This window comes from Stenotrophomonas sp. 17(2023) (assembly GCF_030345315.1).
GTDB classification, from domain to species: domain Bacteria; phylum Pseudomonadota; class Gammaproteobacteria; order Xanthomonadales; family Xanthomonadaceae; genus Stenotrophomonas; species Stenotrophomonas acidaminiphila.
Window position 1 is genome coordinate 1,604,866 of sequence record NZ_CP128405.1, and the last position, 18,753, is coordinate 1,623,618.

18 protein-coding genes are annotated in these 18,753 nt (G+C 69.2%); 12 read left to right on the top strand and 6 right to left on the bottom strand.

The annotated features are described in order from the left end of the window. Positions 1–21: 21 nt before the first annotated feature. Positions 22–903 (top strand): phosphate/phosphite/phosphonate ABC transporter substrate-binding protein, encoded by an 882-nt coding sequence (locus tag QQA12_RS07140; RefSeq protein WP_226050457.1) that lies wholly within the window; start codon positions 22–24, stop codon positions 901–903. Continuing rightward, the gene (locus tag QQA12_RS07145; protein ID WP_226050320.1) at positions 900–3,041 is read left to right on the top strand and encodes an EAL domain-containing protein; all 2,142 of its coding nucleotides are present in this window, start codon (positions 900–902) and stop codon (positions 3,039–3,041) included. The genes QQA12_RS07140 and QQA12_RS07145 overlap by 4 nt, the downstream gene beginning before the upstream one ends. Positions 3,042–3,086: 45 nt before the next feature. Here QQA12_RS07145 and epmB read toward each other — a convergent pair whose 3' ends face one another. Next, positions 3,087–4,115: an EF-P beta-lysylation protein EpmB gene (gene epmB, locus QQA12_RS07150; RefSeq protein WP_054665022.1), complete on the bottom strand. Its 1,029-nt coding sequence runs from the start codon at positions 4,113–4,115 to the stop codon at positions 3,087–3,089. 101 nt (positions 4,116–4,216) lie between these two features. Between epmB and efp the strand changes: the two genes are divergently transcribed. Genes efp through QQA12_RS07175 form a run of 5 tightly spaced genes read left to right on the top strand, consistent with a single transcriptional unit; the run spans position 4,217 to position 8,281 of the window. Continuing rightward, positions 4,217–4,783 carry an elongation factor P gene (efp, locus tag QQA12_RS07155; RefSeq protein WP_054665025.1) on the top strand — a complete coding sequence of 189 codons (567 nt, stop codon included), beginning with the start codon at positions 4,217–4,219 and terminating at the stop codon, positions 4,781–4,783. A 4-nt stretch (positions 4,784–4,787) separates the two neighbouring features. After that, positions 4,788–5,426, top strand: a complete 639-nt coding sequence (locus QQA12_RS07160) for a TMEM175 family protein (RefSeq protein WP_054665026.1) — start codon at positions 4,788–4,790, stop codon at positions 5,424–5,426. A 39-nt stretch (positions 5,427–5,465) separates the two neighbouring features. Continuing rightward, the gene (locus tag QQA12_RS07165) at positions 5,466–6,809 is read left to right on the top strand and encodes a TRZ/ATZ family hydrolase (RefSeq protein WP_056932612.1); all 1,344 of its coding nucleotides are present in this window, start codon (positions 5,466–5,468) and stop codon (positions 6,807–6,809) included. Positions 6,810–6,836: 27 nt separating this feature from the next. Next, complete coding sequence (gene ubiG, locus QQA12_RS07170) at positions 6,837–7,559, top strand: bifunctional 2-polyprenyl-6-hydroxyphenol methylase/3-demethylubiquinol 3-O-methyltransferase UbiG (protein WP_056932611.1); 723 nt, start codon at positions 6,837–6,839, stop codon at positions 7,557–7,559. Beyond that, positions 7,556–8,281, top strand: a complete 726-nt coding sequence (locus QQA12_RS07175; RefSeq protein WP_056932614.1) for a phosphoglycolate phosphatase — start codon at positions 7,556–7,558, stop codon at positions 8,279–8,281. Before ubiG ends, QQA12_RS07175 begins: the two co-directional genes overlap by 4 nt. Here the strand turns inward: QQA12_RS07175 and QQA12_RS07180 are convergent. Beyond that, positions 8,260–8,697 (bottom strand): DUF6265 family protein, encoded by a 438-nt coding sequence (locus tag QQA12_RS07180; RefSeq protein WP_225546716.1) that lies wholly within the window; start codon positions 8,695–8,697, stop codon positions 8,260–8,262. The two genes, QQA12_RS07175 and QQA12_RS07180, sit on opposite strands and share 22 nt — an antisense overlap. Before the next feature lie 103 nt (positions 8,698–8,800). Here QQA12_RS07180 and QQA12_RS07185 point away from each other — a divergent pair, with 103 nt between their 5' ends. Together QQA12_RS07185 and QQA12_RS07190 are read left to right on the top strand one after the other, a co-directional pair. Further along, complete coding sequence (locus QQA12_RS07185) at positions 8,801–9,700, top strand: AraC family transcriptional regulator (RefSeq protein ID WP_226050321.1); 900 nt, start codon at positions 8,801–8,803, stop codon at positions 9,698–9,700. An 81-nt stretch (positions 9,701–9,781) separates the two neighbouring features. Then, positions 9,782–10,471 (top strand): phytoene/squalene synthase family protein, encoded by a 690-nt coding sequence (locus tag QQA12_RS07190; protein WP_226050322.1) that lies wholly within the window; start codon positions 9,782–9,784, stop codon positions 10,469–10,471. A gap of 82 nt (positions 10,472–10,553) precedes the next feature. Here QQA12_RS07190 and QQA12_RS07195 read toward each other — a convergent pair whose 3' ends face one another. The 4 genes from QQA12_RS07195 to yidD all read right to left on the bottom strand — a co-directional run bounded on the left by QQA12_RS07195 (position 10,554) and on the right by yidD (position 13,839). Then, positions 10,554–11,102: a DUF805 domain-containing protein gene (locus QQA12_RS07195; protein ID WP_226050323.1), complete on the bottom strand. Its 549-nt coding sequence runs from the start codon at positions 11,100–11,102 to the stop codon at positions 10,554–10,556. Between the two features lie 265 nt (positions 11,103–11,367). Further along, positions 11,368–12,219 carry a M23 family metallopeptidase gene (locus QQA12_RS07200; RefSeq protein ID WP_056932608.1) on the bottom strand — a complete coding sequence of 284 codons (852 nt, stop codon included), beginning with the start codon at positions 12,217–12,219 and terminating at the stop codon, positions 11,368–11,370. After that, positions 12,219–13,565 carry a dihydroorotase gene (locus tag QQA12_RS07205; protein WP_054665043.1) on the bottom strand — a complete coding sequence of 449 codons (1,347 nt, stop codon included), beginning with the start codon at positions 13,563–13,565 and terminating at the stop codon, positions 12,219–12,221. The genes QQA12_RS07200 and QQA12_RS07205 overlap by 1 nt, the downstream gene beginning before the upstream one ends. A 1-nt stretch (position 13,566) precedes the next feature. Next, positions 13,567–13,839 carry a membrane protein insertion efficiency factor YidD gene (gene yidD, locus QQA12_RS07210; RefSeq protein WP_152985112.1) on the bottom strand — a complete coding sequence of 91 codons (273 nt, stop codon included), beginning with the start codon at positions 13,837–13,839 and terminating at the stop codon, positions 13,567–13,569. Between the two features lie 261 nt (positions 13,840–14,100). Here yidD and dksA point away from each other — a divergent pair, with 261 nt between their 5' ends. The 3 genes from dksA to QQA12_RS07225 all read left to right on the top strand — a co-directional run bounded on the left by dksA (position 14,101) and on the right by QQA12_RS07225 (position 18,741). After that, positions 14,101–15,204 carry an RNA polymerase-binding protein DksA gene (dksA, locus tag QQA12_RS07215; protein WP_226050324.1) on the top strand — a complete coding sequence of 368 codons (1,104 nt, stop codon included), beginning with the start codon at positions 14,101–14,103 and terminating at the stop codon, positions 15,202–15,204. Positions 15,205–15,478: 274 nt separating this feature from the next. Beyond that, positions 15,479–17,185 (top strand): type II secretion system ATPase GspE, encoded by a 1,707-nt coding sequence (gspE, locus tag QQA12_RS07220; RefSeq protein ID WP_226050458.1) that lies wholly within the window; start codon positions 15,479–15,481, stop codon positions 17,183–17,185. A gap of 338 nt (positions 17,186–17,523) precedes the next feature. Next, positions 17,524–18,741, top strand: coding sequence for a type II secretion system F family protein (locus QQA12_RS07225; protein WP_226050459.1), 1,218 nt, complete (start codon positions 17,524–17,526; stop codon positions 18,739–18,741). Positions 18,742–18,753: the final 12 nt, after the last annotated feature.

An 18,753-nucleotide genomic window follows, 5' to 3' on the forward strand; every position in this document is an offset into this window, starting at 1 on the left:
TGGCTCTGGGGGGCCGCGCTGGTGTTGTCCGTGGCGTTGCCCGCCGTGGCGGCGGCAGCCGAGCGTTCGGTACTGGTGCTGGGGCGTCTGAGCGACGATCCGAAGTCGCACTACGAACAACTCAAGCCGCTGCTGGACTACGTGATTCCAAGGATGCGCGACGTGGGGATCGTCGAAGGCCGCATCCTGATGGCCAAGGACATGCAGCAGATGGCCAGCTACCTGCGGCGGGGGCGGGTGGACTGGGTGACGGAGACGGCCGGTACCGCCATGGCGCTGCGCCAGCGCAGCGGCGCCGAGCCGCTGCTGCTGACCGAGCGCGGGGGTGTGGCGGCCTACCATAGTGTGTTCTTCGTCCGCCGCGACAGCCCGATCAACACCCTGGAGGAGCTGAAGGGGCGCTCGCTGGCGATGCAGAGCGTCTGGTCCACCAGTTCCTACCTGGTGCCGGTGATGGAACTGCTGGCCCATGGGGTGCGCCCGGAAATCCTGCTGACCCCGCAGGACACGCCCACCGCCGACACCGTGGGCTATGTGTTCGCGCGCTCGGAGCTGAACATCTCGACCTTCGTGCACAAGCGCGTGGTCGACGCCGGCGTGGTCAGCAGTATCGACTGGCTCGACGAGCGCCGGGTGCCGGCGGTGTTCCGGCGCGACATGCGCGTGCTCTACGAGACCGAAGACGTGCCGCGCGCGGTGGAAATGGTGCGGCCGGGCATGGATCCGGCGGTGCGCAGGCGGCTGCAGGAGGTGCTGCTGGAAGCCAGCAACGACCCGACGGCCGGCCCGGCGCTGCGCAAGTTCTTCGGTACCTCGGCGTTCCATCGCCTGGACCCGGCCAGCCAGCGCGCGCTCGACCGGCTGCGCGCCGGCCTGGCCCGGGTGCGCATGGAGGTCGAATGAAACGGCCGCGCTTCGGGCTGCAGGCCCGCTTCCTGTGCGTGGCCGCCGGCGCGGTGCTGGTGGTGATCGCGATCGTCGCGGTGCTGCTGGCGCGGCAGGCGGCGGCCCAGCGCGAACTGCTGCAGGCCAGCAGCAGCGTGGTCAGTCAGGTGTTCGACGACAGCGTGCGCGAGCAGGGGACGTCGCTGGCGACGTCGCTGGCCGACGCGCTGGTCAACCCGCTGTACTTCTCCGACCTGGACGCGATCGGCGCGCTGGTGCGCAGCACCGCCAGCCAGAAGTCGGTCAGCTACGTGCTGGTGCACGATGCCGAGGGCCGGCTGATCCACGACGGCTCGGTCGAGGTCGCGGGCTACGGCCGGCAGATGCAGGACCCGCTGGCGCAGGGCGCGATCAACGCCGAGCAGCTGCGGATGCAGGAGTCGCCGATGGTGCTGGAGGTGGACCTTCCGCTGCGCATCGGCGAGCAGCGCATCGGCGGGCTGCGGCTGGGCATGGACCTGGCGCCGGTACGCGCCCAGGAGGCCGGGGCCAAGGCCGCGCTGGAGCAGCGCATGGGGCTGGCCAACCGCCGCCAGCTGGCCTGGGTGATATTGATGATGGTGGCGCTGGTCGGGCTGGCGTGCCTGGTGGCGCTGTATGTGCAGCGCACCCTGGTGCAGCCGGTCCGCTGGCTTGGCGCGACCGCGCGCCGCATCGAGGCCGGCGACTACCAGGTCGAGCAGCAGGACACCCGCCGTGGCGACGAGATCGGCGAGCTGCTGCGCACGTTCGGGCGGATGGGCCAGAGCATCGCCCGCCACGACCGCGAAGTGCGGCAGATGGCCTACACCGACTCGCTCACCGGCCTGACCAACCGACTGGCGTTCCGCGAGGCGCTGGACCACCGCCTGCTTGGTGCCCGCGCCTCCGGCCAGGGGCTGGCGCTGCTGTTCATCGACATCGACGAGTTCAAGCGGGTCAATGACACCCTCGGCCACGAGGCCGGCGACGACGCGCTGCTGCAGTTCGCCCAGCGCATCGCCGCGGCGGTGGGGCAGGATGGTGGCGACGACGCCCTGCTGGCCCGCTTCGGCGGCGACGAATTCGTGATCCTGATCGGCAACGACGCGGGCCGCGTGGAGAACATGGCCACCGCCCTGGCCAAGCGCCTGGTGGCCGACCTCGGGTCGCCACTGCAGGTGCAGGAGCGCGAAATCTTCCTGGGCAGCTCCATCGGCATCACCCTGTTCCCGGAGGATGCCACCGACGCCACCGGGCTGCTCAAGAACGGCGACATCGCCATGTACCAGGCCAAGCTGGCCGGCAAGAGCTGCTTCCGCTACTACAGCCGCGCGCTGGACCATGCGGTCGAGCGGCGCCTGCACCTCGAACAGGAACTGCGCGGCGCCTGGGAGCGCGGCGAGCTGCACCTGGTCTACCAGCCGATCTTCCGCACCCTCGACCGCATGCTGATCGGCGTCGAGGCGCTGCTGCGCTGGCAGCACCCGGTGCTGGGCGCGATCCCGCCGTCGATGTTCATCGACATCGCCGAACAGAGCGGGTTGATCCAGACCCTGGGCCCGAAGGTGCTGCATGCGGCCTGCCTGCGGGCGCGGCAGTGGCCGTGCAACGGAGCCGGGGAGGAGCTGTTCGTTTCGGTCAACGTGTCGCCGCGGCAACTGCGCAGCGGCGACCTGGCCGCGGCGGTGGAGCAGTGCCTGCATGTCTCCGGGCTGGCCGCCTCGCGCCTGCACCTGGAACTGACCGAGACGGCGGTGATCGGCGACGAGATGCTGGCCGCCTCGCTGCTGGAGAAGCTGCATCGCACCGGGGTCAAGGTCTGGCTGGACGACTTCGGCACCGGCTTCTCCGGGCTGAGCCACCTGCGCCAGGTGCCGGTGGACGGGGTCAAGATCGACAAGAGCTTCGTCGCCGACCTGCAGCGCGACCCGGACGACCTGGCCCTGACCAGCGCGATCATCGCGATGGCCCATGCGCTGGGGATCACCGTGGTCGCCGAGGGCATCGAGCACCAGGCCCAGTTCGACCTGCTCAACGAGCGCGGGTGCGACCTGGTGCAGGGCTACTGGCTGGCACGCCCGCTGGATTCGGACGATCTGGTGCGGCTGCTGGACGCCGCGCCGAACCCGGCCTGAAGGCCGCCACCGGCGCACGGCCGCCGGTGCGCCGCCGCGCGCCGGTCAGAGCGGGCGCTTGCCGGTGTCGCCGGCGATCTCGCGCACCAGTTTCGGTACCAGGTAGCCGGACAGGCGTGCCCGCAGCGCGGCGTGCAGTTCCAGCGCGCGCGCGTCGTCGACCTCGAAATGGGCCACGCCCTGCACCCGGTCCAGCTGGTGCAGGTAGTAGGGCAGCACGCCGGCGGCGAAGCTGCGCTCGCTCAGCGCGGCCAGTACGTCGATGTCGTCGTTGACCCCGCGCAGCAGCACCGCCTGGTTGAGCAGCTGCGCACCGGCGCCGCGCAGGCGCGCCAGCGCGGCATCGACGCTGGCGTCGAACTCGTTGGCGTGGTTGGCATGGATCACGAAGGCCAGCGGCCAGGGCAGGCCGGCCAGCCAGTGCACGAGTTCGTCGTCCACGCGTTCGGGCAGCACCACCGGCAGCCGGCTGTGGATGCGCAGGCGGCGCACGTGGGGGATCGCGGCCAGCGCCGTGGTCAGCTCCGCCAGCTTGGCGGTGGCCAGCGCCAGCGGGTCGCCGCCGGACAGGATCACCTCGTCGATCGACGGGTCTGCGGCAATGGCCGCCAGCGCCTCTTCCCAGGCGCCGCGGGCGGCGTTTTCCCCGGCATAGTCGAAATGGCGGCGGAAACAATAGCGGCAGTTGATCGCGCAGCTGCCGGTGGCCACCAGCAGGGCGCGTCCGCGGTACTTCTGGATCACGCCGGTGGCCTTCTTCGCCGCGCCGTCGCCGACCGCGTCGAAGCTGAACCCCGGAACCACCCGCATCTCGGCATCGACCGGCAGCACCTGCCGCAGCAGCGGGTCGGCCGGGTCGCCCGGACGCATGCGCGCGGCAAAGCCGCGCGGTACCCGCAGCGGGAACTGCGCCAGCGCCTGCGCCGACACGCCCAGGTCGGCGGCTTCCAGTCCCAGCCCGGCCAGCAGCTCGGCCGGGTCACGGATCGCCTGCCGCCAATGCGCCTGCCAGCGGCCGGCGGGCAGGGGGGCGGGGGATTCCTGTGGAGCGGGGGCGAGGGCTGCGGTTATCATGGGCGACCAGAAAAACAGATGCCCGCCTTCGACGGCGGGCGTTCCATTCTAATCCGGCCGCCACGCGCGCGCCGGTTTTGCCACTTATCAGGAGTTCCAGCATGGCCAGCTACGGCATGAACGACGTGAAGAACGGGATGAAAATCCTGGTCAACAACCAACCGGCTGTCATCATCGACACCGAGTACGTCAAGCCGGGCAAGGGCCAGGCGTTCACCCGGGTGAAGTACCGCCTGATCAAGGACGGCCGCACCCAGGAAATCACCATGAAGTCGACCGATTCGCTGGATGCCGCGGACGTCGTCGACACCGACATGAACTACATGTACAGCGATGGCGAGTACTGGCACTTCATGGACCCGGAGACCTTCGAGCAGGTGCAGGCGACCAAGGCCGGCATGGGCGGCGCCGAGAAGTGGCTCAAGGGCGAGGAGTCCTGCGTGGTGACCCTGTGGAACGGCGAGCCGATCGCCGTGCAGCCGCCGAACTTCGTCGAACTGAAGATCACCGAGACCGACCCGGGCGTGCGCGGCGATACCTCCGGCGGCGGCGGCAAGCCGGCCACCCTGGAAACCGGTGCGGTGGTGCGCGTGCCGCTGTTCGTCGGCCAGGACGAGGTGATCCGCGTCGACACCCGCTCCGGCGAATACTCCGCGCGCGTCAAGTAAGCCCATGCGCGAACCCGCCGGCGTCGAGCAGGCTGTCGAGGAACCGGTCCGCGAGGACCGGTTTCCGCATGAGCGGGTGGTGAACTTCTGCGACGCGGTGTTCGCCATCGTCATCACCCTGCTGGCCATCGAGCTGCGCCTGCCGGGCAGCGAGCTGATCGAGCGGGTGGGCGCCGACCAGGCCTGGGGCGAGACCTCCAGCGTGCTGCTGGCGTACGTCATCAGCTTCTTCGTGACCGGGCTGTTCTGGGTCGGGCACATGCTCACCTGGAAACACGTGCGGCGGGTCAACGCCAAGCTGGTGTGGCTGGCCCTGCTGCAGTTGTTCTTCGTCGTGCTGATGCCGTTCGCGACCCGCCAGGTATCCGAGCATTTCGTGGTCTATGCGCTGGTGCTCACCGGCATTTCGCTGTTTTCCTGGCTGCTCCGGCGCACGGTGGTGGCACAGGAGGACCTGCGCGCCCGGCTCGGCGCGGCGCAGGCCCGGCTGCTGCTGGTGCGCGGGCTGATCCCGCTGCTGGTGTTCTCCTGCGCCATCCCGCTGGGCCTGTTCGTCCCGGGGAAATGGGCGGCGCTGGTGTTCGCGTTGATTTTCCCGCTGTCCATGCTCGCCCGGCGGCGCATCCTCGCCCGCGGCGGGTGAGTGCGCGCCACGGGCCCGGCCCCGGAAGGAAGCTCTGCAATGACAACCCCTGAAACCGCGGCGTCCCGCTGCGACCTCCTGATCGAAGCCGGCTACGTGGTGCCGGTCGAGCCGCATGCGGTGGTGCTGGAAGACCACGCGGTGGCGGTCAGCGGCGGCCGGATCGTGGCGGTGCTGCCGCGCGCCGAGGCGCGCGCGCGCTTCCAGGCCGCCGACGTGGTGTCGCGCCCGCAGGCGGCGCTGATCCCGGGGCTGGTCAACGCCCACACCCACAACCCGATGACCCTGCTGCGCGGGATCGCCGACGACCTGCCGCTGATGACCTGGCTGCGCGAACACATCTGGCCGGTCGAGGCGGCGGTGATCGGCCCCGAGTTCGTCGCCGACGGCACCACCCTGGCGATCGCCGAGATGCTGCGCGGCGGTACCACCTGCGCCAACGAGAACTACTTCTTCGCCGACGTGCAGGCCGCCGTGTACAAGAAGCACGGCTTCCGCGCGCTGGTCGGCTCGGTGATCATCGACTTCCCCAGCGCCTGGGCCCGCAGCGACGACGAGTACTTCGCCCGCGCCGGCGAGCTGCACGACCAGTGGCGCGGCGACCCGCTGATCGGCACCGCGTTCGCCCCGCACGCGCCCTACACGGTGAACGACGCCAATTTCGAGCGGGTGCGGATGCTGTCCGACCAGCTCGACATCCCGGTGCACCTGCATACCCACGAGACCGCGCAGGAAATCAGCGACTCGATCAGGCTGCATGGCCAGCGCCCGCTGGCGCGGCTGGACCGTCTGGGCCTGGTCAACGACCGCCTGATCGCGGTGCACATGACCCAGCTCACCGACGCCGAGATCCACCTGTGCGCCGAGCGCGGCGTGCACGTGGTGCACTGCCCGGAGTCGAACCTGAAGCTGGCCTCGGGCTTCTGCCCGGCCTGCGCGCTGGTGCGCGCGGGCGTGAACCTGGCCATCGGCACCGACGGCTGCGCCAGCAACAACGACCTGGACATGTTCAGCGAGAACCGCACCGCGGCGATCCTGGCCAAGGCCGTGGCCAACGACGCCACCGCGCTGGACGCGGCCACCACGCTGCGCGCGGCGACCCTGGGCGGCGCGCGTGCGCTGGGTTTCGGTGAGAAGATCGGCTCGATCGAGGTCGGCAAGCAGGCCGACCTGGCGTGCGTGGACCTGTCGGCGCTGGAGACCCAGCCGCTGCACCATGTGCTGTCGCAGCTGGTCTACGCCGCCGGCCGCCACCAGGTCAGCGACGTGTGGATCGCCGGCCAGCCCAAGCTGGTGCAGCGCGAACTGGTCGGCATGGACGTGGCGGCGATCACCGCCAATGCCCGCCAGTGGCGCGACCGCATCCGTTCCATCCGCGCCTGAGCGCGGCGGTTTCACGAGGACCCTGAAATGACCGCAGCACCGACGTCCAACAACTTCGATCAGGCCGAACTGGACAAGTTCGCCGCGCTGGCCAACCGCTGGTGGGACGCCGACGGCCCGCAGAAGCCGCTGCACGCGCTCAACCCGGTGCGGCTGCAGTACGTGGCCGAACGCGCCGCGCTGCGCGGCGCCCGGGTGCTCGACATCGGCTGCGGCGGCGGCCTGCTCAGCGAAGCGCTGGCGAAGCAGGGCGCGCAGGTGACCGCCATCGACCTGGCGCCGGAACTGGTCAAGGTCGCACGCCTGCACGGGCTGGAATCCGGGGTACAGGTCGATTACCGGGTGCAGGCAGCCGAGGATCTGGCCGCCGAGCAGGCCGGCACGTTCGACGTGGTGACCTGCATGGAGATGCTGGAGCACGTGCCGGACCCGGGCGCGATCATCGCCGCCTGCCAGCGCCTGCTGCGTCCCGGCGGCAAGCTGTTCCTGTCCACGATCAACCGCACTCCGGCCGCGTTCGCGGTGGCGGTGGTCGGCGCCGAGTACATCGCCCGGCTGCTGCCCAGGGGCACGCACCACTACCAGGAGTTCATCAAGCCGGCCGAGCTGGGCGCATGGCTGCGCCAGTCCGGGCTGCAGCTGCAGGACGTCAGCGGCATGGCCTACGAGCCGTGGCGCAACCGCGCGCGCCTGAGCCGGCGCACCGACATCAATTACCTGGCCTTCGCGGTCAAGCCGGACCAGGCCTGACCGTGGCCGCGTTCCCGCCGGTGGTGCTGTTCGACCTGGATGGCACCCTGCTCGACACCGCACCGGACTTCGTGGTCACCGCCAATGCCATGCGCCAGGCGCGCGGCATGCAGGCGCTGGCCGCCGAGCGGTTGCGCCCGGTGGTGTCCAAGGGCTCGCGGGCGATGCTGGCGGTGGCCTTCCCACAGATGGCCGAAAGCGAGCGGCATGCGCTGGTGCCCGAGTTCCTGGACGTCTACCAGTCGCTGATCGGCCGCCACGCGCGGCTGTTCGATGGCATCGCCAGCATGTTGCATGCGCTGGAGCAGGCGGGCAGCCGCTGGGGCATCGTCACCAACAAACCCGAATACCTGGCGCGGCTGATCCTGCCGCAGCTGGGCTGGGAGCAGCGCTGCGCGGTACTCATCGGCGGCGACACCCTGGCCGAGCGCAAGCCGCACCCGCTGCCGCTGCAGGTGGCCGCACAGCGGATCGGGCTGGCGCCACAGCACTGCGTCTACGTCGGCGACGACGAGCGCGACATCCAGGCCGCATCCGCGGCCGCCATGCCGTCGGTCGCGGCGCTGTGGGGCTACCGCCCGGACGGCGACGACCCGGCGCTGTGGCAGGCCGACGTGATGGTGGCGACTCCGGCCGCGCTGCTGGAGCCGGCGGCCTGGCCGCGGCCGCGCGGCCTGCGCGCGGACCGCACGGAGGCGGTTCAGTCGGCGCAGCGGCGGTAGTCGAACCGGATCTCCAGCGGCATGCCGTCCGCTCCGGTCCCGGAAATGGCGGCGCGCAATCGCGTGCCGTCGCGCCGGTATTCGATGCGCTGGGGGAAATCATGTCCGGGGTTCGCGAACACCACCCAGCCATCGCCGCGCCCGGCGATGGCGAACACGGTCGGCGCCGCGCCGTTGGGCTGGACATGGAAACCCGCCTCGCCGCCGGCAGGCACCAGGCGCATGAATTCGAACGACTCGGTGCCGCCGCCGCGTAGCGTGCGCGACATGCCCAGCAGCGCACCGCCGGCTTCCGGCAGCCAGGCCTCCTCGATCTTCCGTTCCGCGCTGCCGCCGCACCATTGGCCCGCGAGCCAGTCGAATTCGCCGGCCACGGCGGTCCCACCTGCCAATGCCATGCCCACCCCCAGCACCATTGCCGCCTTTGCCATGTTCCCGCCTCCTCGATGGATGGGGGCAGGCTAGCGGCGCCCCTGCCGCGGCGCTTGTAAAAACGCGCAGCGCGCGGTTCGATGGCGCATGGACTACAGCGAGCATCCGCCGCCGCCGGGACTGCGGCGCCACGTGCGCTGCCTGTGGGTGCTGCGCGACGCTGCCCCTGATGGCGAGCCGCAGGTGATCTATCCGGACGGTTGCTGCGAGCTGCTGGCCGAACTGGGCGTGCCGCTGCGCTTCCACGGCGCCGACGGGCAGGTCCGCGCCGACCAGCCGTTCTGCTTCGCCGCCCAGCAGCGCGGCCCGATCCGCCTGCAGGCGACCGGTGCGGTGTTCTGCATCGGCGTGCGGCTGGCGCCAGCGAGCAGCGCGCTGGTGGCCGGCGCGCGGTTGCCGGCGCTGCGCGACCATGCCCCCGACCTGTACACGCTGGACCCGGGGTTCGCCACGCGCTTCGGCGAGGCCGCGCATGCGTGCGCCGCCACGCAGTCGCCGGACCCCCTGTGGCGCCTGTTGCACGGGCAGTGCGCCGGTTTCACACCCGATGCGCTCATCGAGCGCGCGGTGGCCATGCTCGACGCGGCAGATGGCGACCTGCGCATCACCGCACTGGCACAGCGGCTCGGCACCGGACTGCGCACCCTGCAGCCGCGCTTCCTTGCGGCAGTCGGCATGACCCCGAAGGAGTACGCCCGCGTGCGTCGCCTGCAGGCGCTGCTGCGTACGCTGGATGCCGAAGACGCGGACATCGCCGATGCCGCCGCACGCCATGGCTACAGCGACCAGGCCCACGCCACGCACGACCTGCTCAGCTGGACCGGCACCACCCCGGCCCGGCTGCTGCGTGCGCTGCGCGGCGACCGGCAGGGCGACGATGCGCTGCGCCTGGCGGCGGCCTTCGTGCGCGGCACCAGCGCCCGGCCCGCGGCACTGGCGCGTGGCACACATTGCAGGATGGCAACGCGCCGTTCCGACGGCACCTGATCCCACTGCTGGCGCCTGCCCGGTGGTTGCCAGCGGCGCAGGACGGCAGACGGCGGGTGGGCGGATTCTTACAATGGGCGCATGACTGGATCTGATTCGCTGGACGGTTTCCTGGACAAATGGCGCGAGCGCTGGCCCGAGTGGTCGCTGGTGGACCGTTTCGTCGCACCGGAACTGCATCGCCGCACCGTGGCGTGGTTCGCGCTGCTGCAGGAATTCGACGACATGCTCAACATCGCCGGCGATCCGTTGCCCGCCAATGCCAAGCTCGGCTGGTGGGGCGAGGAACTGCGCAGCTGGGCCGGGCAGCGCTCGCGGCATCCGCTCGGACGCGTGCTGGAGCCGGTGCGCGCGCCCTGGGCGCAGCTGGCCGAAGCCCTGCCGGACCTGACCGAGGCCCGCGATGTCGTGGCCGATCCAGCGCAGGCGCGCAGCACGCTGCAACGCTTCGCCGATGCGGTGGCGGCGGTGGAGGCGGCCCTGTTCGATGCGCCGCTGCAGTCCGCCGCCGGTGCTGCGGTGCTGACCCAGCTGCTGGCGCAGCGGGTGCAGGACCTGGGCGCCGCCGCGGTGCCCAGCGCCGCCGGTGGCGAAGCCGCCTGGCAGCAGGTTCTGCTGGCGCGCTGGCCGGCGCGGGTCGCGGGGCCGCGGCCACGCCGGCTGTATGCGGCGCTGGCCCGTGCCCGCCTGCAGGCCCGCATCCGCGGCGGCGACTACCAGCCCGCCCCGGCGGCGCTGCTGTGGCGTGGGTGGTGGGCGGCCCGGGGCTGATCGCCCGAGGCCCGCGGACGCCGGCGATCGTCGACGGCAGGGGCCTTGGCCGGCGGCAGTCGGTCGCCATGGAAGGAACAGGTCACGCTGGTGGAGCGGTGAGTGGCTCGCTTGCCCTGGTCGGATAGGTGAGCAGGTAGAGCAGAGCCAGGATGCCGGCTACCGGCGCCAGGCTGATCAACTGCCACCAGGGGTTGAAGCCCGCGTCGCGCAGGCGCCGCGTGCAGGCCGCGAGCCACGGCACCAGCACCAGCAGCGAAGCCAGCTGCAGCGGCAGCGGGCCGACGGCCTCTGCAAGCAGTTGGGCGAAGGCCAGCAGCATCGCCACGGCCAGTGCGAACCACCAGAAATCCGCGCGTGGCGTGGTGCCTTTGAACTCCAGGCCACGCAGTACGCCCTCGCGCATGGCCTGCAGCGCCGGCTGGCTGGGCGCCGGCTCGCCCAGCAGCAGGCTCCCGGCCGGTACTTCGAAGACGGCGGCCAGGGCCCGCAGGGATTCGGTGGAAATCTTCGCGCCCGATTCCAGGCGCTGGATGGTCCGCAGGTTCAAGCCGCTCAATGCGGCCAGTTGCTCCTGCGACCACTGGCGGGCGAGGCGCAGTTCGCGAAGTCGGGTGCCGTTGACATGCATGGGGATTCCTCGGGGCAGTGGGCTCGGGTTTCCACCATCATCCTGCCGGATGCCCGCCAACGGTGAGGACATGCCCCCGACATGGACCCGACACGGCCCCGGCGGCGCAGTCTCCAGGGGCGCGGGACCGTCGGCAAGGCGGCCTCGGGCCCGGGAGCCGTGCGGCGGCCATTCCCCGCCTCTGGGGCTCCCATCGGGCGACGCGGGGAGCGGCGCAGGGGGGTGAGAAATCCGGCGCCCCGCGTCCGTGCCGGGTGCGGACGGGCTACTTGCCGCGTTCGAGCACCAGCAGCGGGTCGATGCGGGTGTCGAACCAGTTCATGCCCCAGTGCAGGTGGGGCCCGGTCGCGCGCCCGGTGGCACCGACCGCGGCGATCACCTGTCCCTGCGCGATGCGGTCGCCGACCTTCACGTCGATCCGCGACAGGTGCAGGAAATTGGAACTGATGCCGAACCCGTGGTCGAGCACCAGGGTGCCGCCGGTCAGGTAAAGACCCGGGTCGGCGAAAGTGACGATGCCCGCGGCTGGCGCCTTCACCGGGGTGCCGGTCGGCGCGGCGATGTCCATGCCCGAATGGCCGGCGCCGGGCTGCCCGTTGTAGACCCGGGCATTGCCGAAGCGGCCGCTGATGCGGCCCTGGACGGGCCACAGGAAGGTCTGGGCGAAGTCGGTGCGGTTGTCGTCGCGTTGGCGCGCCTCGGTGACCCGGGCCTGTTCGCGGGCAATGCGTTCGGCGATGGCCGGCGGCGGGTTCACCGTCTTCGGCGGCACGCCATTGACCCGTTCCAGCGGCCAGTCGCGCGCCGCCACTGCGATCACCGCGGTCTCCTCGGAACCATCCGGGCGGTGCACCTGCACCTGCAGCGGGCCGGTCTCGTCGCGGCCGATGCCGAATACCACGCTGCCGTAGCCGCTGACCCGCAGGTCGCGGCCGGCATGGCGCACGCGGCTGCCGGCTGGCACCTTGCCGATCACCATCGCGCCTTGCGAGGCGCTGGCCGGGAACACCACGCGGTTGTCGATCAGGTCGGCGATGCCGTCCTGCGCCAGCACGCCCTGGGCCGCAAGCAGGGGGGCGGCGAACAACAGCACCCCCGACAGGAGCATCGAGCGCATCAGCGGGCGTAGGTCATGCGCTGGCCGGCCGGGCTGCCGACCAGCCGGCTGCCGTCCCACACCCGCTGGCCGTTGACCCAGGTCGAGGCGATGCGCGAGCGGAAGGTAGTGCCTTCGAACGGCGACCAGCCGCACTTGGACAGCACGTCCTCGCGCCTGACCGTGAACGGCACGTCCTCCACCAGCACCAGGTCGGCGAAATAGCCTTCGCGCAGGAAACCGCGTTCCTCCACGTCGAACAGCTGCGCCGGGGCGTGGGCGAACTTCTGCACCACCTGTTCGCGGGTGAGCTTGCCCTCGTGCACGCGTTCCAGCGCGGCGACCAGCGCGTACTGCACCAGCGGCAGGCCGGACGGCGCCTGCGCGTAGGGCTTCTGCTTTTCTTCCCAGGTGTGCGGGGCATGGTCGGTGGCCAGCACGTCCAATACGTCGTCGGCCAGCGCGGCGATGATCGCCTCGCGGTCGGCCACGTCCTTGATCGCCGGGTTGCACTTGATCAGGTTGCCCTTGGTGGCGTAGTCCGGGCGGGCGAAATGCAGGAAGTGCACGCAGGTCTCGGCGGTGATCTGCTTGCGGCTGCCATCGGCACGCACCAGCGGGCCCTTCTCGAACAGCGCCAGTTCGTCGGCGGTGGAGATGTGCAGCACGTGCAGGCGGGTGCCGTGCCTGCGCGCCAGCGACATCGCCAGCCGGGTCGACTTGATGCAGGCTTCGCGCGAACGGATGTCCGGGTGCATCTCCGCGGTCAGCGCATCGCCGTACTTTTCCTGGAACGCCTTCATGTTGGCGTCGATCATCGGCGTGTCTTCGCAGTGGGTGATGATCGGCGTGGGGCAGTCGCGGAAAATCGCGTCCAGCGTGTCCGGGTCGTCGACCAGCATGTTGCCGGTGGAGGCGCCCATGAACACCTTCACGCCCGGCGCCTTCTTCGGGTCGAGCATGCGGATGGCGTCCAGGTTGTCGTTGCTGGCGCCGTGGTAGAAACCGTAATTGGCCCATGCGCGGCCGTGCGCCAGCGCGTACTTGGCTTCGAGGATGGTCGAGTCCAGGGTCGGCGGGTTGGTGTTGGGCATGTCCATGAAACTGGTGAGGCCGCCGGCAACGGCCGCCGCCGACTCGCTGGCGATGTCGCCCTTGTGGGTCAGTCCGGGTTCGCGGAAATGCACCTGGTCGTCGATCATGCCCGGCAGCAGCCAGCGGCCGGCGGCATCGACCACTTCCTCGCCGGCGCGCGGCGCCAGCCCGCTGCCGATCAGGGCGATGCGGCCGTCCTCGATGCGCAGGTCGCCATCGAAGGTGCGGCCCTCGTTGACCATGCGGGCATTGGTGATGAGCGTGGAGGACATGTCAGTGTTTTCCTGTGCAGCGGCAAGAGGGGGAGTGGGCCTTGTCCGGAACCGGGTCGAAGCCGCCGGGATGGAGCGGGTGGCAGCGGCCCAGCCGGCGCAGCGTAAGCCAGCTGCCCCGCAACGGGCCGTGCAGGCGGATCGCGTCCATCGAGTACTCGGAGCAGCTGGGGACAAAGCGGCAGCGCGGCCCCAGCAGGGGGCTGATGAAGCGCTTGTAGAAGCGCAGCAGGGCGATGAGGAGTCGGCTTATCACCCCTGGATGATAAGCCAGCTGGCATTGCCCAAGGATTTGTCGCACGATGCCGGACAGGTGGCAGGCGGACTTGGGACGCCGGCCGCCCACCGGGGTACGCCGCTCGTGCCCGGTCACGTTCCGAACCGCGCGGGAGGGTCCGGCGATGCCGCCGGGCCGTTCCGGGGCAGCTCGGGCATCCGTTCATGTCGGGGCGGTCGGCGCGGTTGCCGCTGCTGGTCGGGTAGGCTATAAAGGCCCGCTTTCCCGGGCCCCGGGGGAAACAAGGAAGAGCGTTTCGTGGCTGCTAAAAAACCTGCAAAAAAGGCCGTCAAGGTCGCCAAGAAAACCGCCAAACCTGCAGTCAAGAAGGCGGCGCCGAAGCCGGTAGTCAAGAAACCGGCCGCCAAGCCCGCCAAGCCAGCTGCGAAGAAGGCGCCTGCCAAGAAGGTGGTGGCCAAGAAGGCCCCGGCCAAGCAGGCAGCGCCCGCCAAGAAGACGGTGGCCAAGAAGGCCCCGGTCAAGAAAGCCCCAGTCAAGAAGGTGGCCGCCAGCAAGGCCCCGGCGAAGAAGGTGGCCGCCCCGGCGGCCAAGGTGGCCAAGGCCGCCAAGCCGGTGGTCAAGAAGGCCGTCGCCAAGACCGCGGCCAAGGCGTCCAAGTCCCCGGTCAGCAAACCCGTCGTCAAGTCCGTACCGAAGCCGGCTCCCAAGCCGGTGCCGGCCAAGCCTGTCCCGGCCACAGTCGCCAAGACGGTACCCGCCCCGGCCCCCGCGCCGGCGGCCAAGGCACCGGCTTCGGCAGCCAAGGCCCCGCAATCCAAGAATCCCGTGCCTGTTTCGAAATCCCCCGCAAAGACCGCAATCAAGTCCGCCGCACCCGCCGCCGTCCGTCCGGTCGGCAAGGTTGCAGTTGCCGTAACCGCACGCTCGGCCGCCCCGGCCCCGCGCAGCAAGCACAAAGTGGTCGAATACAAGACCGACGAGGCGACCGGTCGCCCGATCCTGCCGGCCGGCTACAAGCCCTCGGCGGACGAGGAGTACATGAGCCCGCTGCAGCAGGAGTACTTCCGCCAGCGCCTGCAGGACTGGCGCGCCGACCTGGTGGAGGAATCCAAGCAGACCATCGAGAACCTGCGCGAGGAAGTGCGCGACATCGGCGATGAGGCCGAGCGCGCCACCCGCGAGACCGAGAATTCGCTGGAACTGCGCACCCGCGACCGCTACCGCAAGCTGATCGGCAAGATCGACAGCACGCTCAAGCGCCTGGAGTCGGGCGACTACGGCTACTGCGTGGACACCGGCGAGGAAATCGGCCTGGAGCGCCTGGAGGCGCGCCTCACCGCCGAGCGCACCATCGATGCGCAGGAACGCTGGGAACACATGCAGAAGCAGCAGGGCGATTGAGGCTCAAGGCAACCTCCGGCATCGGAAGTGCATTGACGTCAGACGCATTCCGAGTACTCCGGCAAGCTGCCTCAGCCGCCGATTGAAAACACCCCCGCCTGGGGGTGTTTTTTTTATACCAATGTGCAGTCGCCGGTATGCCAGAACCAGACCGGGTTGCTTCCGGGGGGAGGGGGCTGCTTTCGGTTCCGGGCATGTCCATGTGACGCATGGATGCTAGAGTTCGGCATACCCAGTGGCTTTACCGGGCTAGTAAGTGAACGACACCCCGCACATGGATGCATCGGTGCAGCAGATCGTCGATCTGCTGCTGAGGCAGGGATCCTTGAAAGACGTCGACCTCGCCAAGGCGCGTCATCTGCAGCGCGAGGCCGGCGGCGATCTGCTGGCCCTGCTCGGGCGCTTGGGGCTGGTGTCCGAGCGGGACCATGCGGAAGCATGTGCGTTGGTACTGGGGTTGCCGCGGCTTGCAGCGAAGGATCTGCCCGAGTCGCCGCCAGAGGGGCTGGACGAAGAGTCGCCAATTTCCCTCCGATTTCTCAAGCAGTTCCACGTACTGCCGTTGGAAGAGCAGCAGGGCAGCATCCGCCTGTGGATGGCCGACCCCCATGACGGCTACGCCCTAGGCGCAACCAGGTTGGCGATGGGGCGTGATGTCGTGCCGGTCGTCGGCCTGCGCAGCGAGATCGATGAGGTCACCGAGCGCTGGCACGGTCAGGGCCGCAGCACCATGGGTGCCATTCTGGAGGCCGCCGGTGACGAGCCGGTCCCGTTCGACGATATCGAGCATCTGCGCGACCTTGCATCCGAGGCTCCGGTTATCCGCCTGGTGAACCTGTTCATCCAGCATGCCGTGGAGTTGCGCGCGTCGGATATCCACGTCGAGCCGTTCGAGAACCGACTGCGTGTGCGTTACCGGGTGGATGGCGTACTGGTGGATGGCGAGAGCCCCCCGCTCAATCTCGCCGCAGCGGTGATCAGTCGTATTAAGATCATGGCCAAGCTCAATATCGCCGAGCGCCGCCTGCCGCAGGATGGTCGCATCATGCTGCGCGTGCAGGGCAAGGAGCTGGACCTGCGCGTAAGCACCATGCCGACCGCGCATGGCGAAAGCGTGGTGATGCGTCTTCTCGATCGTGAAACGGTGGTGTTCGACTTCCAGCGGCTTGGGTTCAACGCGGACTTCATGCCGCGCTTCGGCAAGGTGCTGGCGCAACCGCATGGAATTCTGCTGGTCACCGGCCCCACCGGTTCCGGAAAAACCACCACCCTGTATACCGCACTGAGCAAGCTCAATACCGACAAGGTCAAGATCATCACCGTCGAGGACCCGGTCGAGTACCAGCTCGAGGGCATCAATCAGATCCAGGCCAAGCCACAGATCGGGCTGGATTTCGCCAACGCCCTGCGCGGCATCGTGCGCCAGGATCCGGACATCATCATGATCGGCGAGATGCGCGACCTGGAAACCGCGCGTATCGCCATCCAGTCTGCGCTGACCGGCCATCTGGTGTTGTCCACGCTGCATACCAACAATGCCGCCGGCGGTATTACCCGGCTGCTGGACATGGGGTTGGAGGATTACCTGCTGACCTCGGCGGTCAACGGCATCCTGGCCCAGCGCCTGGTACGAAAGCTGGAGCCGACGCATGCACAGCGATATCCGGCCACGCCCGAAGAGATCGAGCGGTTCGGCCTGCGCCGCTTCCAGCCACGAGGGCAGATCCATCTTTACCGACCCCAGCCTTCAATGCTGGCGCCAACCGGGTACCTGGGTCGTACCACCATCGCCGAGTTGCTTGTCATGGATGATGCCCTGCGGGCCGCGGTCATGCGTCGCGCGCCAACCACCGAACTCGAGCATCTGGCACGTATGGCGGGCATGTGCACGATGTTTGAGGATGGGTTAGCCAAGGCCCTGAATGGCGAAACTACATTGGAAGAGGTGCTGCGGGTTATCGGGGAAGACATGCAGGCTTAGCATGTAGCTGCCATGCAAGGGTATTATCACGCTGCAGCTTGACAGCCGCAGCCCGGGAATGTGGTTGGTTGTGTTCCAGGGCTGGGTGCTGCCTGCGGGCGATCCGTGCCACCACGTATACGTGGGGTACCCCGCCCCGGGCGGAAAGGCCGGCAGAGATGGCATTGCGTACCGCTAGATCCTGAGGTCGGCGTACGTGGTGTTGTCTGCGTTGGAGCAGTGTCGCAAGTGGTCGTCTTGCTCCCGTATGGTGTTCTGCCCGTGCCGTGTTGTTTCCAGCTGCTGGCTACATGGAGCCGGGATACCATGCCGACAGGGATTTCACTGGTCACGCAACGATGCCGCATTACCGCTACAGAGCGCTGGACAGGCATGGAGAGGCTTTCGACGGGCGCATGGAGGCGACCAGCGACGCCGAGGTGGCCGCACGCCTGCAGGAACAGGGACACCTCCCCTTGACCACGCGGCGCGTCGATGGCGGCGCGGGGCGCGGTGACTGGCGCGGATTGTTCCAGAGGCCGCGGCTGCAGGGGGCTGCGCAGGCACAATTCACGCGTCAACTGGGTACGTTGTTGTCGGCTGGCCAGCCGCTGGACCGGGCACTGACCACTCTCCTGGAAGTCCCTGACGACGAACGCTCGCGGCGGGTGATCGCGGATATCCGTGACGCGGTGCGCGGCGGTGCGCCTCTGTCGCAGGCGCTGGAGCGCCACGACGGCCTGTTTTCGCGGCTTTATGTGAACATGGTGCGTGCTGGCGAGAGCGGTGGCAGCCTGAACGAAACGCTGCACCGGTTGGCCGATCATCTGGAACATGGCGAGGTGTTGAAGGGGCGCATCGTCAATGCGTTGGTTTACCCGGTCATCCTTTTGCTGGTGGTCGGTGGCGCATTGCTGTTCCTGCTGGGATATGTCGTGCCACAGTTCGCACATATGTATGAAAGCCTCGACGTCACGCTGCCGTGGTTCTCGCGTGCTGTGCTGGAAGTCGGGTTGTGGGTGCGCCAGTGGTGGATCGTGCCCGTCACGGTGCCTGCCATGGGGCTGCTATGGATTGAGCGCAAGCGCCACAATCCGGATTTCCGCCTGGCCTTTGATGGCTGGCTGCTGAAGCGCCCGATGATCGGCGCGTTGGTGGCTCGCCTGGAGACCGCGCGCCTGGCACGTACGCTGGGCACTCTGCTGCGCAACGGCGTGCCCCTGCTTGCCGGGCTGCGCATCGCTCGCAACGTGCTGGGCAATCGCGCGCTTTCCTCTGATTTGGTCGAGGCATCAGAAGCGGTCAGGAACGGTGCAGGCCTCTCCACATCGCTGGCCCGCAATGGCCGTTTCCCCCGGTTGGCGGTACAGATGATCCAAGTTGGCGAAGAGTCGGGCACGCTGGATGGCATGTTGCTAAGGACCGCCGATGTGTTCGAGCAGGAAAGCGCGCGCACCATCGACCGCATGCTGTCCGCACTGGTGCCGGTGATCACGCTCGTGCTGGCGTCAGTGGTCGGCGTGGTGATCTTCGCCGTGCTTGTGCCGCTGTACGACCTGACCAACGCCATCGGCTGATGCCAGACATTG